Origin of the sequence: Atopobium deltae (assembly GCF_001552785.1) — a bacterium.
GTDB classification, from domain to species: domain Bacteria; phylum Actinomycetota; class Coriobacteriia; order Coriobacteriales; family Atopobiaceae; genus Atopobium; species Atopobium deltae.
Genome location: NZ_KQ959516.1, coordinates 1 through 15067, shown reverse-complemented (window position 1 = coordinate 15067; position 15067 = coordinate 1). Strand labels below are relative to the sequence as shown.

Below are 15067 nucleotides of genomic sequence, written 5' to 3'. Positions count from 1 at the left end.
TTACACTGCGCGCTTTTGCTCTTTCTTCTTGGCAGCCACCAGCCAACGACCCGTGCGATAGTACACGATATAAATGACCGCCGTAATAAACCAAGTGATGGGGTAGCTAAGCAAAACCGTCTCGATGCTGTGATAGATAGGTACGACAAATAGCAGCCACACGACGCGCAACAGGCAGGTGCCAAACAGCGTGATGACCATGGGGCGCACGCTCTCGCCGCTGCCGCGGATGATGCCCGAAATGTTGACGGTCAGCGCGTAAATCACATAAAACGGCGCGATGAAGCGCACGCTAAAGGTGGAAAAGCCCACGACCGCCGCATCATTGAGGAAGAAGTAGCCCGCTTTTTCGGCATACACAAATACGAGTATCGAGAAAACACCTACCAATACCAGCGATAAGGCCGTGGAAACTTTAACGCCTTGACGCATACGATCGTAGCGTCGCGCTCCGAAGTTTTGTGCCGAGAAGGCCGTGACGGCAACACCAAGGGCGTCCGCGCTCTGCCAGATAATACCGTCGATGCGTGCACCAAGGCCCCAACCTGTCGCGGCGTCCACGCCAAAGGCGTTGATGTCAGCCTGTGCAATGATGTTCGAGATGGAGTAGGCTGCAGACTGAACTCCCAGCGGCAGCCCTGTGAGAAGCATGATGCGAGCGATTTTTTTATTGATGCGAATTTGCGATATCACAAGGCGCCATGGACCTGATGCGCGCGACAGTTTCCAGACCACCAACCCCGCTGCAAAGCAGTACGAAAGCAAGGTGGCGATACCGCAGCCGACGGCCTGCCAGCCAAGAAGTGCAACAAAAATAAAATCCAGAATTAGGTTGAATACCAGTGCCGCGGCAATAATGACTGACGGGGTGCGCGAATCACCGAGTGCGCGCATAAGGCTGGAACCCATGTTGTAAATGAGTGAAAAAACAAGCGCCGCAAAATAAATCTGTGCATAGATAGTGGCTGTGGGCATGAGGTAAGCGGGCGTGCTCATAAGACTCAAAAGCCAGGGTACTAACAGGACGCCTCCGACAGCAAATAAAAATCCACCCACTATCGAAATACCCATGGCGGTATGGATTGATTGCGCCAGACGCTTGTAATCATGCGCGCCAAAGTGCTGCCCAACAATAACGGCGCAGCCAGCCCCGACGCCTATGGCAAAGCCGACGGCTAAATCGGTAAGAGGCATGGTCACTTGAATGCCACCAACGGCCTCTTTACCAGCGAATTGACCAACGATCCACGTATTCATAAATGCATAAAGCTGCTGCATAAAAGCGCTCAAAAAGATGGGGAAGTACAGCTGTATAAGCTGCTTCCAAATCACGCCTGAGGTTACGTCAAGCGTCTCGTCCTTTGCGGCTTTTGCTATATCGTCGGTCTTCTCGGCCATTAACACCTTCACTATACGCTTGCTTGCTCACCCAACACTAACGTACACTCCATACCGCGTATGCTGCGCGCGGTAGCACTAAATGTAAAAGAGAATCTTATTATACGAGGGTACAGGCCAAAAATCGTGGCTGCACAACTGCTCCATCGTATCTACGAGATTTCGCAAGTGCTCCATGCGCGCGAGCACCTCATCGCGATAGGCGTAGTTTTGCTGCTCGGGATCGACAATCGTGCCTGCCGCGGCGTTCGCCTTTTCCAGCGCGTCGACTGTATCAAAAATAGCGTCGATGCCGCCGGTCAGACGCTCGACAAGCTGCTTTTCTGCGCGCGCTTTAAGTCCAAGTTCAAGCTTGGTGGCAACGCCCGTCGCGATATCTTTGGAGTAGTCGATAAGGGCAGGTAAATACATGTGTCGAACCATGTAGCTCATGGTGTTTGCTTCGATATTGATGAGTTTGCTGTACTGCTCGGCATACGAAACATAGCGCGCTCGAACTTCGGATTCGTTCAGCACGCCATATTTGGCAAAGAACGCAATGTTTTCGGGGCGCACGATGCAAGGCAGCGCGTCGGGTGTGGTGGGATAGTTGGGAAGGCCACGCTTTTGCGCCTCGGCTGCCCACTCCTCGGAGTAGCCATTACCATCAAAGATGACACGCTCGTGCTCGGTCAGTGATGCTTTAATCCAGCTCATTGCCTGCTCGACGAACTTCTCGGCAGGCACATCGGCAAGCGCGCTCGCAAAGGCGTCGAGCTGCTCGGCTACTGCCGTGTTGAGCACCGTGTTGGAGTCGGAGAGGTTTTGCTGGCTCCCGCACATTCTAAATTCAAACTTATTGCCCGTAAACGCAAAAGCGCTGGTACGGTTGCGGTCGGTTGTGTCCTGGGTAATGTCGGCCAGCTGCGGAACGCCTAGGTCCATGGTGGCGCGATTGGCCGAACACAGGGTCGTTCCGTCGATAAGTGCCTTGACGATGCCACTCAAATCGTTGCCCAAAAAGACCGAAATGATGGCAGGAGGCGCTTCGTTGGCACCCAGACGATGGTCGTTTCCAGCCGAAGCGACGCTTGCACGCAGCAGGTCGGCGTGGTCATCGACAGCCGCGATTACGCAGGTGAGAAACACGAGGAACTGCAGGTTTTCTTCGGGGGAGTCTGAAGGATCCAACAGGTTTTTGCTGTCGGCAGCGACGGACCAGTTATTGTGTTTGCCTGAGCCGTTGACGTACTCAAAGGGGCGCTCGTGCTGCAAACAGACCAAGCCGTGACGCGAGGCCAGCAAGCGCATTTTTTCCATCGTGAGCAAGTTATTATCAATGGCGATGGAGCCTTCTTCGTAGATGGGCGCCAGCTCGTGCTGGCAGGGGGCTGCCTCGTTATGTTTGGTTTTTGCGGGAACGCCAAGCTTCCACAGCTCGTCGTCGAGCTCCTTCATAAACTCGTTGACGGTGGGACGGATGGCACCAAAATAATGTTCCTCGAGCTCTTGACCTTTGGAGGGAGCACAGCCAAACAGTGTGCGTCCCGTCAAAATCAGGTCGGGGCGTGCGGCGTAGTCTTCTTCGCGAATCAAAAAATACTCTTGCTCGGGGCCGACCATGGTGGCCACGCGCACGGGCTTTTTGCCGAAGAGCGCAAGGACGCGTTTGGCCTGCGTATCGAGGGCGACCATCGAACGCAAAAGCGGTGTTTTTTTGTCGAGTGCCTCGCCCGTGTAGGAAATAAAAGCTGTTGGAATGCAGAGCACCTCATCTTTGATAAAGACGGGGCTGCTGGGATCCCATGCGGTATAGCCTCGCGCCTCGAAGGTGGAGCGCAGTCCTCCCGAAGGAAAGCTCGAAGCATCGGGTTCGCCCTGGATGAGTTCTTTTCCCGAGAAGGTCATGAGGCTGGTGCCGTCATGCTTAAGGGTTAAAAAGCTATCGTGCTTCTCGGACGTAATGCCCGTCAATGGCTGGAACCAGTGCGTAAAGTGGGTCGCGCCCTTCTCGAGCGCCCACTCCTTCATGGCGTGCGCCACCTCGTTGGCGATGCTCAGATCCAGCGCGCGGCCCTCGTGAATGACCTTCGAGAGCTCCTTGTAGGTTGGCTTGGGGAGGCGCTCCTGCATCACCAGATCCGTAAAAACGAGACTTCCAAATTCTTCCGAAACCCTATTTTTGAGCATGGTGACCTACCTTCGCGACTTCGTCCTACACTTGTCTGCGTTTCGCATTCTGCACAGCGTCCCAATACGCGCTCACGTGTACCTACGTGGCCGTCTACACGGCGTTTCTAAATGCGCTTACGTGTACCTACACGGTGTTCTTGCACGGTGTTCTTGCACGGCGTTGCTAAACAGCGTCCTAAATAGCTGATTTATGTATTGTATACTGCAGCGATGCACGCTAGCGAGAAGCCCGCGCGTGGGTGCAAAAAAACATATTTGTAGAGTGGTGCGGGGTGGCGGGTGCTTGCGAGTGGTCGTGGCTGCGGTCGCAGCAGCGTTTATGCTGGCAAGCCTGCGGTCTTCTCGGGAGATAAAGTTTCCCAGGTAAACGCAAGCATTTGGTCGAGGTACTGATTCATGTCGTCGACCTCGTGCTTTGAGGCGTTGGTGACCAGCATCTCGATGGGCGCGTAAATGATGGGGATGTACAGCGCCTCGGGAATGTCTTTGATGACGTCCGCGACCTCGCCTTCGTTCATGAAGTCGATCAAAAAGTCGACGAGTGCCTGACGTGCCTGCTTGCTGGCGTCCGAGATGTAGCGCGCTCGCCTGTTGTATTTGAGGAAGAGGATCATGTTTTTTTGGCGATCAGCGGAATGGTCATGCCGTCATACTGAAGCGTCGCAAAGGGGTCGAGTGTCGCTCGAGTGATTTTTTCTTCGATGCTGCTCATAGCTGCTATACCTTTAGTTTCTCGTTGTGGTGTGTGCGTCGTGGCACGGGCGCATCGAAGTACGGTGCGTGTGCTGTGGCGCGGTGTCATGTGGTGCGGCGCACTCGAGTCGGAGTCGCCCGCACTCGAGTCGGAATTGCGCACAACTGCGTCATGAGCAAACAGCGCATTGCACGCCGCCAGGGAAAGCGAGCGTCAGTACAAACTTCTGCTTTGGTTTCTCTACTGGTTTAGATGACTTTTCCTTACCAACGCTAGACTCATCAAATAGCGTTTTAAGGTGAGCTGTTAAGTTTTCCAAGTCTTTGATGACTTCTTTCATGATTTCCTTGTTCACGGTTTTTCCTCCTTAAACTTCTTTGACATCAACTGACTGAACACTCTTTCCTGGATCTAATAGGTAGACTTGCGAGTAATCACCAAACAACCAGCGGATAAACCGTTGAGGTAATCGCATCACAGCTCCACGTAGAACCTGTTTCTTCTCACCGTTTTCACCGGTGACGTTAATAACGATCTTGTGTTTCATGGTTTACCTCCTTTCTATAAGGGGTTTCTTCCTTACACATCACAGGCAAAGAAAAAGGAGGAGTTTTTAACCTCCTCCTAAAAAATTTCTAGAATTTTTCTGGTAAAACTTTTTTAAGATTTACGATGGCACTATCAAGATGCTTTTTCACACCGGTAGACGAAATGCCAAGCATGCTTGCAATCTCTGACTGAATATAGCCATCAACAAACATCAAACAAATAACCTGAAGCTGCTTGTCAGTAAGCATTGAAAGTGCATGCTCCATTTCTTCTGACCATTCAAACCATGGTCATCAGCACTAAAACCATAATCATCAGTAGTACTAAGAGCTTCAGCAAGATGGCTTTTATCTACTTCAAGCTCGCCATCTGCATCAAAATCAAGCGAAAGATTATAGTTACGTGGGAAACGCTCTTCAGCAACATCATTCACGTCATCCTTGTTAGGCTCATAACCATGCTTAAGATTAAAACGCCGGATATATTCTTCTTTCCAAGCTTCAATCTCAGCTTTTTCTTCAGCAGTTCTAGTTGGACGCAGGTTCTTATTGTTGTAGTAAACCTCTCTGTCATCTATTGAGTGAAGCATTTTAATATCCGCAACGGTTACACCATTCTCGCCAGGTTTAATCTCGAGCGTTTTTTCATCATAACCACCTAATTTGTTCGGAACAAAATAGGTGTACTTATAGGTTGTGCGATTGTTACTGTTTGTTTTTCGAGTCTTCATACTCGCTCCTTTCCGCCTGTAGCGGTCGGAGCGATGGAGATAACATACAAAAAGAGCTGGCACCTTGTGAAGTACCAACTCTTAAGACCTAAAATTAGCCATAGGAAAATAGAGGTACTTCACATAGCACTCCACGGAATAAATCCGTGGAGGCTCTATGCATGTATCCCATCGCCCTATAGCTAATCAGGCTTTGTGATATTTGAATTTTGCAGGCCGATTATCCAATCAGTCGCTGCTCGTGCTCAGATTTTTTAGAGTGGTTACTTTCCACTTTTCTTCGTCTGTGCCAGAGCACTACCCGCCACAGACTTAGACGTTTTGCTGAAACGTCCGTCTCGCAAAACTTTGCTTGCCTTAGAAGCGACTCGCTTCGAGGTCTGCTTAGTATTCTTATGCATTTTCATCACCTCACTTTCTGTATTGCAGTAGAGTGAGTTTGAGTGATTTAATAACTTTTTACGCATGTTTTCGTTGAATTCCATACGATTTGTTCTTATAATGATTGTTAATAAGTCACTCATTTTTTGTCTCTTTCTATCTGCTTGATTAGAAGATAACCTGAAAAAATTGGACTTACACTCGATTCAAAATGGACTTATTGGACAAAAAATGGACTTTTAAGGTGGAGGATTTTTAGCATGGAATTTTCATCCTGCAGTGAACCTGTTCAGAAAAGTTGTAAACCTAAAATCAATAATCAAGGTTTCTTCATAGCTAGCTTATTCAATGCCATGGGGAGTAAGTTTTTTCCTAAAAACACACAAACACCGCGTGATTATGAAATAAAAATTTTTAAGGGAATTAGGCCCCTCACTATTGATATGAAACGTTCTGTTGTAAGCCCTTTTCCTATTAAGGAAGTTACTACATTTCTATCCAGCCACATGCAAGACGATAAAATTCAAGACGTAGCTTCAGCCTTTGGCTTTCCAAGCTCGATAGAACCCAATAAAGACTTTTTAGCCCAAGCTATTGCTCGTCAATATGAGCTGATTTTTACTAGCGATGGCAGCGAAGTAGAAAATATTGTGTGGAATGAATACCAAAGAATAGCCAATGATCAAGAGGAATCTGATTTTAGTAAATACATGCCTCTATACCCTGGTGATGCAGTTAATGATTATTCAAATATAAATTGGATAGAAGCAAACACATACGAGATAATAAAAGTTAAATTCGATATTCAAAATATTGGTTCAGTAACGTGGCTAAACCGGAAATTAGTTTTTATAAAAGAAAAAACATCCTGCCCTATTCCAAGGACAGAATGTGAAATAGCTATTCCGAATATTGAGCCACAACAAAATTTTACAAAAGAGATAGAAATGGAAACTCGAGGATCTGAAGGAGATTTTTGTTGTCATTTTGAAATGATTGATTCCAATGGTAACAATTGCTTTCCAAATAGAAGCATATTCGATATACGCTTAAGAATTTCTTTTCCATCATAACAACGGAGGCTTTTAATGAATAACAAAATAGAAAAGTGGACAAACCTAAAAGATGTTCAAGCTTATTTAGGTGTCGGACGCGAAACGATCCTACAGTGGATAAACAAACGAGAAATGCCTGCTTATAAGGTTGGAAGATTATGGAAATTTAAGCTATCTGAAGTCGATGAGTGGATTAGATCAGGTGGTGCTTGCGATGATGAGAGCGAAAAAGACCATGAAGAAGTAAAATTAGATTGTATAGAAAGCCTCGCTCAAAGCAATGAGGCAAAAGTGAGGGATAGCAATGGCTGCAATTAACGATTTGATCAATCAAATAGATGATCGTGAGCTGCGCGAGCGCATTAAAGCTGAAGTTGATAAGCTATCTAAGCAGAAAAAATTCGGTCTTGTTTTTGAAGACCATGTGCCTGAATGTACCGCACTCTATGATGTTCCTGTTCATGTTGGTAGCAAAGTAGCTCTTAAAGATAAAAAGATTAATAATGTATATGTCGTTAAGGCTATAAACGATAATCAAGCAATTTGTGTGAACACTCAGACGAAAGAGACTACAGAATTCACCGTTGATTCTCTTGTATCTCTTGCTGAATTTGGTGAGGCAATTTACCCTTACTTAAAGCCGGTTGATAGCATCGAAAACGCACCGGATAGCAGTCTTTGGCATACGCTTATTGAAGCAGACAACTACCACGCACTTCAGCTTTTAGAATACCTTTATGCCGGTAAAGTGGATTGCATATATATCGATCCTCCTTATAACACGGGAGCAAAGGACTGGAAGTATAACAACGATTACGTGGATTCTTCTGATGCGTACCGTCATAGCAAATGGCTGTCTATGATGGAAAAACGTCTAAAGCTGGCTAAAAAGCTCCTTAATCCAGCTGACTCTGTGTTAATTGTGACTATTGATGAAAAAGAGTATTTGCATTTGGGGTGCTTGTTGGAAGAGCTGTTCCCTGATGCAAGAATGCAGATGGTGAGTAGTGTTATCAACCCAGCAGCAGTCGCACGTGATAAAGAGTTTGGTCGCACGGATGAATACATATTCTTCGTATTTTTAGGTGAAGCTGGTCCTCAAAAATTACAACTAGAAAAAGAATGGAATGGTGCTGTTCAAACAACAGTAAAAGGTAAATTGCATTGGAATTCCCTAATACGTACTGGAACTGATGTATTACGTACAGACTCTCCGAATTTGTTTTACCCAATATTTGTTAAAAAAATTGATGATAAAACATCAATTATTCATTCTATTGGTGAAACGTACTTTGGGAACAATAGAAGTGAAATAGATATTCCAAACGATTGTGTTGCAGTTTGGCCAATTCGAAGTGATGGTAAAGAAGGCAGGTGGCAAGTCAGCTTTTTAATGCTGCGAAACCTTTTACAAAAAGGCTATGTACAGATTAAAAGCTATCGTGCTGAAAACACAACAATTTATTACTTGAAAAAAGGTGAACAGAAAAAAGTAGAAGATGGATTATTCCCTATCATCGGCCATAATCCAGATGGCTCTATCATTGTTAATGAGGATTCATATATTCCAAATTTTGTCCCAGGTACGGCATGGCAAATACCATCTCATGATGCGTCAAGAAATGGTTCTAATTTATTAAATAAAATTTTCGGAACTAAATTGTTCTCTTTCCCAAAATCCCTCTACGCTGTGCATGACGCTATTCGTTTCTTTGTTGCCAACAAACAGAACGCCCTCATCCTCGACTTCTTTGCAGGTTCTGGCACAACGCTTCACGCTGTAAACCTACTCAATGCTGAAGATGGCGGACATCGCCGTTGTATTATGGTCACCAATAATGAAGTTTCGGATGAAGAAGCCAAAAAGCTCAAAAAAGACGGTTTCAAGCCTGGAGATCCAGAATGGGAGCGGCTTGGTATTGCTCATTATGTAACGTGGCTACGTACTGTTTGCTCGATTAAAGGCGAAGACATAAATGGTAATCCACTTAAAGGCACGTATCTTGATAGTGAACGAGCAATGACAGATGGTTTCAAAGCGAATGCTGCATTTTTCAAGCTTGGCTTCTTAGATAAGAACGCTGTTGCGCTTGGTAGACAGTTCAAAGAACTCTTGCCTGTTCTTTGGATGAAAACAGGTTGTGTTGGCTTATGTCCTAAGCTCGAAGAAGAATCGTTGCCTCCTATGCTGATTTTGCCACAAAACGCTTTTGCAGTGCTGATTGACGAGCATGCTTTCCCAGAGTTTATGACAAAAGTTAATGATGAGGATAGAATAAAACAAGTTTTTATCGTCACTGATTCTACAAGCGGTTATCGTGAAATGATCTCTCATCTTTCGATCAAAAAATCCTATCAACTATACCGCGATTATTTGGATAACTTTCGTATTAATACGGGGAGGTAAAGCATGAAAGTATCATTATTCCCATTCCAGGAAATAGCACTCAGGAATCTCCGTATGAAAACGACAGAAGCACTAGGCGCATATCAAAGAACACATACACCGCAAGTAATTTCTTTTACTGCCCCAACAGGTGCAGGTAAAACAATCATTATGACTGCTTTTATTGAAAACATTTTGTTTGGTGATGAAAGCTATCCTGAACAGCCTGACGCAATCTTTGTTTGGTTATCTGATTCCCCTGAGCTTAACGAGCAATCGAAATTAAAGATTGACACTAAAGCGGATAAAATACGACTTGGTCAATGTGTCACTATCACTGATGAAAACTTTGATAAAGAGTTCTTAGAGGACGGGCATATTTATTTCTTAAACACTCAAAAAATTGGTAAGGATAAGAATCTTACCAAAATGGGTGACAATCGTACCTATAACATTTGGGAAACATTAGGTAATACCGTTTATGAAAAATCTGATCGCCTGTACTTTATCATTGACGAAGCACATCGCGGAATGAAAGATAAAGCGGCTGCTAAAGCTACAACAATTATGCAAAAGTTTATAAAAGGTAGCGAAGATGACAATCTTGTACCTATGCCTGTCGTTATTGGCATGTCAGCAACATCAGAACGTTTTAATAAACTAGTTGAGGAAACTTCTTCCACTATACAAAAAGTTGTTGTTTCTCCTGATGAAGTTAGAGCTTCAGGTCTTCTAAAAGATCGTATTGTTATTTCATACTCTGAAGAATCCTCTGTTAATAAAGCAATGGCTGTTTTACAAGCAGCTGCTGATGATTGGAAAAACAAGTGGGATCACTGGTCACAGTACTGTTTTGAGCAGCACTATGCATATGTAAATCCGATTTTTGTAGTTCAAGTAGAAAACGGTAGTGCCTCTCAAAAATCTGCTACAGATTTAGATGAATGTCTTCATAAGATAGAGGAGCGTACGGGTATTAAATTTGCCGAAGGAGAAGTTGTCCACACTTTTGGAGATACGGATTCAACGATCACCATAGCAGGCCTATCAGTTCCTTACGAAGAGCCATCCAGAATCCAAGATAATAAGAAAATTAAGGTTGTATTTTTCAAAGAAAACCTTTCAACTGGATGGGATTGCCCTAGAGCCGAAACCATGATGAGCTTTAGGCACGCTAAAGACGCAACGTATATTGCACAGCTTTTAGGACGTATGGTAAGAACACCTATGCAAATGCATGTGCAGGTAGATGACACCTTAAATGATGTACACTTATTTTTGCCATTCTTCGAAAAAGATACCGTGGAAGATGTTATTAGTGCATTGCAATCGGATGAAGGTGGAAATATTCCCACTGATATATATGGGGAACCAATTGAAAACAAAAGACTAGTTACACTAACAGTCCGTCCAAGAAAATCATCTCCTTCGGTTTCAAAACAGATTTTGGGACAGGGTATATTAGATGCATTTGTTGCACACACTTCATCTAATACATCATCTAATTTATCTGACCATGCACAAGAAAATACGAAGGAACTCCAAACGGCCTCAGATGTCCAAACATTAGATGTGCCTGAAAAATTACAACCCACAGCCATGTCTATAATGGACAATCCAAGGAAAATAAATAATATACCTGCAAACATAAATGATTCTACTGCAGAAACAGATGCTACATATGTAAATGACCCTAAAGTAGCAACCACATGGGTAACTTGGAATAAGCCAAGCGATGATATGAGTGATAAGGCTCCAATAGAAGCAAAATTCTTTGACCTTGATCGAGAAAAAATCGTAAGAGCAATTAATGATTCAGGACTTCTTACATATGACGTAAGAAGAATACGTATCAATGACTACCTTAAATCTATGTTTGCTCTCGTTCGTCTTTTGACACAAGCAAATATAGATTCTGCTGCTTTGTCAGGTGTGCAGTCTGACATTGTTCAGCTTATTTCAAACCATGTTGAAGAACTTAAGGCACAAGGAATATATGATGAGCTTGTGCAAAAAGCGAAGGAATTTAAGCTTGCAACTAAAGTATTTGATGTGTTTGGAACAAGTATTAAAACAAGCCAAGATGAAACTTCTTTCTTCACAACCGATGCAGATATTGATAGACAATTTAGAGTTGCAGAGACACGTCTTGGCTCTGAAGGCGTAGGTAATGCCTACCTTAACAAATACCTTGACTTTGATAGGCTTCCTGAGCTTAAAATCAACGTTATTCTTTTTGCAGCGGATGATGAAAGCATTGAAAAACTAAATAACTATGCAAAAGAGAAATATCATACCTTAAATGATAAATATCGCAGGTACATGGTGAACTTAACTGAATCTTATAGAAAACAATACGATAGGATTGTGTCTGATGGTGATATTATCAGCAAGCATAATCTAAGACTTCCCGAAACTATTACAGTTCCAGATGATGCTAACGGCAAAGTTTATTATGATCATCTTTTTGTAAATGACGAAGGATTCGCCAAAATTAAACTTAATGATTGGGAAATGGGAGTTTTAAAGGAAGAGTCAAGACGAGATGATTTTGTATGTTGGTTAAGGAATCCTTCGAGGAGCTCTTGGTCTCTATGTATTCCATACGAGCAAGACGGCGAAATAAAACCAACATATCCTGACTTTATTATTATTCGTAAAGATCCCGTTACGGATGGTGAATTCATCATTGACGTGTTAGAGCCTCATAACCCCGCTTTTAATGACAACCTTGGTAAAGCCAAAGGTTTCGCTGAATACGCCAGACAAAATCCAGGAGTTGGCAGAATAGAATTGATTCGAAAGAGTAAAGATGCAGCAGGTAATGTGCGTTTTAAGAGGCTTGATATGTCCATGAGTTCTGTGCGTGACAAAGTATCTAAAGCTATGACCGATGAAGAACTAGTTCATATATTTGATACTGATGGAAAATTTGAATAGTTATAGTTCGAATTAAGATGAAAGGAGGCGCAAGATGAGTCCAATTCTCAATTTCTCAAATCAAGGGAATAACCTTAGCTCTATATTTACTGAAGTAAAACATAGCGAAAGCTTAGGGCTTGTAAATCCGGAACAGCTTCGCCTCTTCCACCTTAATGTAAGTAGCAACCTGTTTAATTTTGCAAGTTTAAGCAACTATCTAATAAATATTGTAAGCGAATATGTGTTTTCCAGAGCACAAGTAGAAAAATTAAGCCAGTCATCCAATCCACGCTCAATTGGCATACAAGCTCTAAGAATAATGAAGAAAAACGGAGCTGCTGATGTTAGAGGAACAGGAAATGAGCTAGGAGAAATTTTACTCTATGCTTTTTTGGAAGATATTCTCGGAGCACCAAAGTTATTCAGTAAAGTAGAGCTGAACGCCTCTTCTACTTCGTTTGGCAAATCAAGCGATGCAGTACACCTACTAACACTAGAAAACACACCATTCCCTTGTTATCAAACAATATTCGGTTCTTCAGATATTGCTGGGGACATACGTTCTGCTATTGACCATGCTTTTACTACTATCGAGAAGGTGGAGCATGATATAAAAAGAGTTGATTCTATACTTGTAGATAGTCATATTTTTGAAGAGGCTTTTGATACTAAAACTGCTGAAAAAATAAGAAATATTATGATTCCATCAGCCAATACTAAGATGGCTAACGACATAGCTTATGGCGTCTTTCTTGGGTATTCCTTGGGATTAAACCCTCAAAGTAGATCTAATTTGGATTTTCTTAAAGCTATGGACGCAAAAATGCAAACCGATATTAAACAGCATGCATCTTACATTGCAAATAAAATAAAGCAATTTAATCTTGGCACACACTCCTTTTACTTTTATATCGTCCCATTCAATGATGCTGAAAAAGATAAAAAAGAAATAATGGAAGATTTGCTAATGTAAGTGAGGTGTTACTATGAGCGATGATAAAGTTAAATTAGGCGAAATAATATTTAATTCAATTAGTGAAAACGAATATCTAAATAGGTTATATAAAAAAGCACTGCTCTCTTACGCACGAAAAACGCTAAGCATGCCCATTGATAACTCTTCACTAAATAGCACCGAAGTCCATGACCTTTTACGATTTGCTGATTTACTCTCAAAATCAAATCATGCAACAAAATATGAAGAACATAAAATGTGGGCACAAGAGATTATCGTGCTACTCAATTTCTTATTCCCTGATAATAAGAACATTAAAGCGTTTGGTGGCTCAGTATTTTCAAATACTGACAATACACGTGGCATTAGCATTTTGAACACTGATTTTGAGGATCCTTTTATTCTAAGTAGACTATTCCAAGAATACAAAAAGTCGTATCTACGCATTCCTTACCAAGAAAATATGCACTTTTTCTCTGCTCAAAAACAAGCTTATGACCATCTTAATGATAAATATTTTAGCTATTCCGCGCCGACATCCATGGGTAAGTCATTCTTGATGAGAATGTTTATAAAGGAACAGATAGCAAATGAAAGTCATCAAAATTTTGCCATCATTGTGCCAACTAAGGCATTAATTAACGAGGTGTCTCAAAAAATAATACGAGAAGATTTGAATGATCTGCTAAGTAAGAAAAACTATAAAGTAATAACTGCCTCCACAGATATTGCCTTAGAAGGAAAGCATGATTTTGTTTATGTATTAACGCCTGAGCGTCTCTTATATATGCTCATCGCTCATCCAAACCTTAAAATTGATTATCTATTTATAGACGAAGCACATAAGCTCTCTGCTAAAAATGGCAGAGCTCCTTTTTATTATAAAGTAGTCGATATGCTTAGGAAACGTAAATGCCCACCAAAGTTTATCTTTGCATCCCCTAATATACCTAATCCAGAAGTATATTTACGCCTTTTAACCGATATAAGTGAAGGAAATGTATCGGCATTAAAAACATCATTTTCTCCTGTAACGCAGATTAAGTTTTTGCTTGATCTTAAAAACAAGAAAATGTCTGTTTATAATCAGCATTCCAAGAATCTTATCGAAGTGGCGGATGTCAAATCAGGAAATATACAACTTGAAGATTTCCTACAAATAGTTGAATCCCAAAATAGGTCCAGTGATATTCCTAATCATCATCAAACTATCGTTTATTTCAATTCTAAAAGTAAAGCTGTTAATACTGCTAAAAATTTTGCTGATAGATTAAATGACTTAAACGATAAAGATCTCAATGCTTTATCTAATGACATTGCTACATCAGTACACAAAGATTATTATCTAGCTGACATCATCAAAAAAGGTATTGCCTATCATATTGGCTATTTACCTTCTTCAATTCGTATGAGAATTGAAGATCTATTTCGTGCTGGTAAAATTACGACCCTATTCTGTACCAGTACACTTCTCGAAGGCGTAAATCTTCCAGCTGATAACCTATTCATAACTACTAAAAAAGTATTTACTCGGAAAATGACACCTGTAGACTTTAAAAATCTTATAGGCCGAGTAGGAAGAATTGAATATAATCTTTATGGCAACGTCATATTTGTTACAGAATCCGACGACAAAAGCCAAGCATCAGAATACGTAGATATGCTAAAAACTGACGTCCCTCCACAATCGTTATCAATAGAAGCTGGTGCTGGTATTCTTACAAAACCAGAAAGAAAATATATCGTTAATACGCTTAAATCTGGAAGCGTTGTAATCGAAAAAAGAAAAAATGGGAAGTAGAAAAATGAGTGTCGCACCAAACGA

Annotated in this window: 14 protein-coding genes; 6 read left to right on the top strand and 8 right to left on the bottom strand. The window is 42.3% G+C overall.

Going from position 1 to position 15067, the window contains the following annotated elements; genetic code table 11:
* From HMPREF3192_RS05280 to HMPREF3192_RS05250, 8 genes are all read right to left on the bottom strand, one after another.
* Complete coding sequence (locus HMPREF3192_RS05280; RefSeq protein WP_231723373.1) at positions 1-1410, bottom strand: MATE family efflux transporter; 1410 nt, start codon at positions 1408-1410, stop codon at positions 1-3.
* A gap of 66 nt (positions 1411-1476) precedes the next feature.
* A complete protein-coding gene (locus HMPREF3192_RS05275; RefSeq protein WP_066306150.1) occupies positions 1477-3567 on the bottom strand; it encodes a glutamine synthetase III family protein in 2091 nt (696 codons plus the stop codon).
* Positions 3568-3887: 320 nt separating this feature from the next.
* Positions 3888-4184, bottom strand: coding sequence for a TetR family transcriptional regulator C-terminal domain-containing protein (locus tag HMPREF3192_RS05270; protein ID WP_066306148.1), 297 nt, complete (start codon positions 4182-4184; stop codon positions 3888-3890).
* A gap of 249 nt (positions 4185-4433) precedes the next feature.
* Entirely contained in the window at positions 4434-4619 is a 186-nt protein-coding gene (locus tag HMPREF3192_RS05265) for a hypothetical protein (RefSeq protein WP_066306146.1), read from the bottom strand.
* Positions 4620-4631: 12 nt separating this feature from the next.
* Positions 4632-4811 (bottom strand): hypothetical protein, encoded by a 180-nt coding sequence (locus HMPREF3192_RS05260; protein ID WP_004114712.1) that lies wholly within the window; start codon positions 4809-4811, stop codon positions 4632-4634.
* An 88-nt stretch (positions 4812-4899) separates the two neighbouring features.
* Positions 4900-5025 carry a sigma-70 RNA polymerase sigma factor region 4 domain-containing protein gene (locus HMPREF3192_RS07135; protein ID WP_407921951.1) on the bottom strand — a complete coding sequence of 42 codons (126 nt, stop codon included), beginning with the start codon at positions 5023-5025 and terminating at the stop codon, positions 4900-4902.
* Positions 5025-5543, bottom strand: coding sequence for a hypothetical protein (locus HMPREF3192_RS05255; protein ID WP_197414576.1), 519 nt, complete (start codon positions 5541-5543; stop codon positions 5025-5027). The genes HMPREF3192_RS07135 and HMPREF3192_RS05255 overlap by 1 nt, the downstream gene beginning before the upstream one ends.
* A 263-nt stretch (positions 5544-5806) precedes the next feature.
* Positions 5807-6067 carry a hypothetical protein gene (locus HMPREF3192_RS05250; protein ID WP_066306144.1) on the bottom strand — a complete coding sequence of 87 codons (261 nt, stop codon included), beginning with the start codon at positions 6065-6067 and terminating at the stop codon, positions 5807-5809.
* 117 nt (positions 6068-6184) lie between these two features.
* Between HMPREF3192_RS05250 and HMPREF3192_RS05245 the strand changes: the two genes are divergently transcribed.
* The 6 genes from HMPREF3192_RS05245 to HMPREF3192_RS05220 are packed head-to-tail and all read left to right on the top strand — an operon-like array spanning position 6185 to position 15043.
* Positions 6185-6997 carry a hypothetical protein gene (locus HMPREF3192_RS05245; RefSeq protein ID WP_066306139.1) on the top strand — a complete coding sequence of 271 codons (813 nt, stop codon included), beginning with the start codon at positions 6185-6187 and terminating at the stop codon, positions 6995-6997.
* Between the two features lie 15 nt (positions 6998-7012).
* Complete coding sequence (locus HMPREF3192_RS05240; protein WP_066306138.1) at positions 7013-7297, top strand: helix-turn-helix domain-containing protein; 285 nt, start codon at positions 7013-7015, stop codon at positions 7295-7297.
* Positions 7284-9386: a site-specific DNA-methyltransferase gene (locus HMPREF3192_RS05235; protein ID WP_066306133.1), complete on the top strand. Its 2103-nt coding sequence runs from the start codon at positions 7284-7286 to the stop codon at positions 9384-9386. The genes HMPREF3192_RS05240 and HMPREF3192_RS05235 overlap by 14 nt, the downstream gene beginning before the upstream one ends.
* A 3-nt stretch (positions 9387-9389) precedes the next feature.
* Positions 9390-12305: a DEAD/DEAH box helicase gene (locus HMPREF3192_RS05230; protein ID WP_066306130.1), complete on the top strand. Its 2916-nt coding sequence runs from the start codon at positions 9390-9392 to the stop codon at positions 12303-12305.
* Positions 12306-12339: 34 nt separating this feature from the next.
* Positions 12340-13260 carry a HamA C-terminal domain-containing protein gene (locus HMPREF3192_RS05225; protein ID WP_066306127.1) on the top strand — a complete coding sequence of 307 codons (921 nt, stop codon included), beginning with the start codon at positions 12340-12342 and terminating at the stop codon, positions 13258-13260.
* Positions 13261-13273: 13 nt separating this feature from the next.
* Positions 13274-15043: a DEAD/DEAH box helicase gene (locus HMPREF3192_RS05220; protein WP_197414575.1), complete on the top strand. Its 1770-nt coding sequence runs from the start codon at positions 13274-13276 to the stop codon at positions 15041-15043.
* Positions 15044-15067 lie beyond the last annotated feature (24 nt).

Excerpts from the sequence above, each read along its gene's own strand:
- HMPREF3192_RS05275 (WP_066306150.1), bottom strand. The coding sequence starts at position 3,567 with ATGCTCAAAAATAGGGTTTCGGAAGAATTTGGAAGTCTCGTTTTTACG.
- HMPREF3192_RS05270 (WP_066306148.1), bottom strand. The coding sequence starts at position 4,184 with ATGATCCTCTTCCTCAAATACAACAGGCGAGCGCGCTACATCTCGGAC.
- HMPREF3192_RS05260 (WP_004114712.1), bottom strand. The coding sequence starts at position 4,811 with ATGAAACACAAGATCGTTATTAACGTCACCGGTGAAAACGGTGAGAAG.
- HMPREF3192_RS07135 (WP_407921951.1), bottom strand. The coding sequence starts at position 5,025 with ATGTTTGTTGATGGCTATATTCAGTCAGAGATTGCAAGCATGCTTGGC.
- HMPREF3192_RS05255 (WP_197414576.1), bottom strand. The coding sequence starts at position 5,543 with ATGAAGACTCGAAAAACAAACAGTAACAATCGCACAACCTATAAGTAC.
- HMPREF3192_RS05250 (WP_066306144.1), bottom strand. The coding sequence starts at position 6,067 with ATGAGTGACTTATTAACAATCATTATAAGAACAAATCGTATGGAATTC.
- HMPREF3192_RS05245 (WP_066306139.1), top strand. The coding sequence starts at position 6,185 with ATGGAATTTTCATCCTGCAGTGAACCTGTTCAGAAAAGTTGTAAACCT.
- HMPREF3192_RS05240 (WP_066306138.1), top strand. The coding sequence starts at position 7,013 with ATGAATAACAAAATAGAAAAGTGGACAAACCTAAAAGATGTTCAAGCT.
- HMPREF3192_RS05235 (WP_066306133.1), top strand. The coding sequence starts at position 7,284 with ATGGCTGCAATTAACGATTTGATCAATCAAATAGATGATCGTGAGCTG.
- HMPREF3192_RS05230 (WP_066306130.1), top strand. The coding sequence starts at position 9,390 with ATGAAAGTATCATTATTCCCATTCCAGGAAATAGCACTCAGGAATCTC.
- HMPREF3192_RS05225 (WP_066306127.1), top strand. The coding sequence starts at position 12,340 with ATGAGTCCAATTCTCAATTTCTCAAATCAAGGGAATAACCTTAGCTCT.
- HMPREF3192_RS05220 (WP_197414575.1), top strand. The coding sequence starts at position 13,274 with ATGAGCGATGATAAAGTTAAATTAGGCGAAATAATATTTAATTCAATT.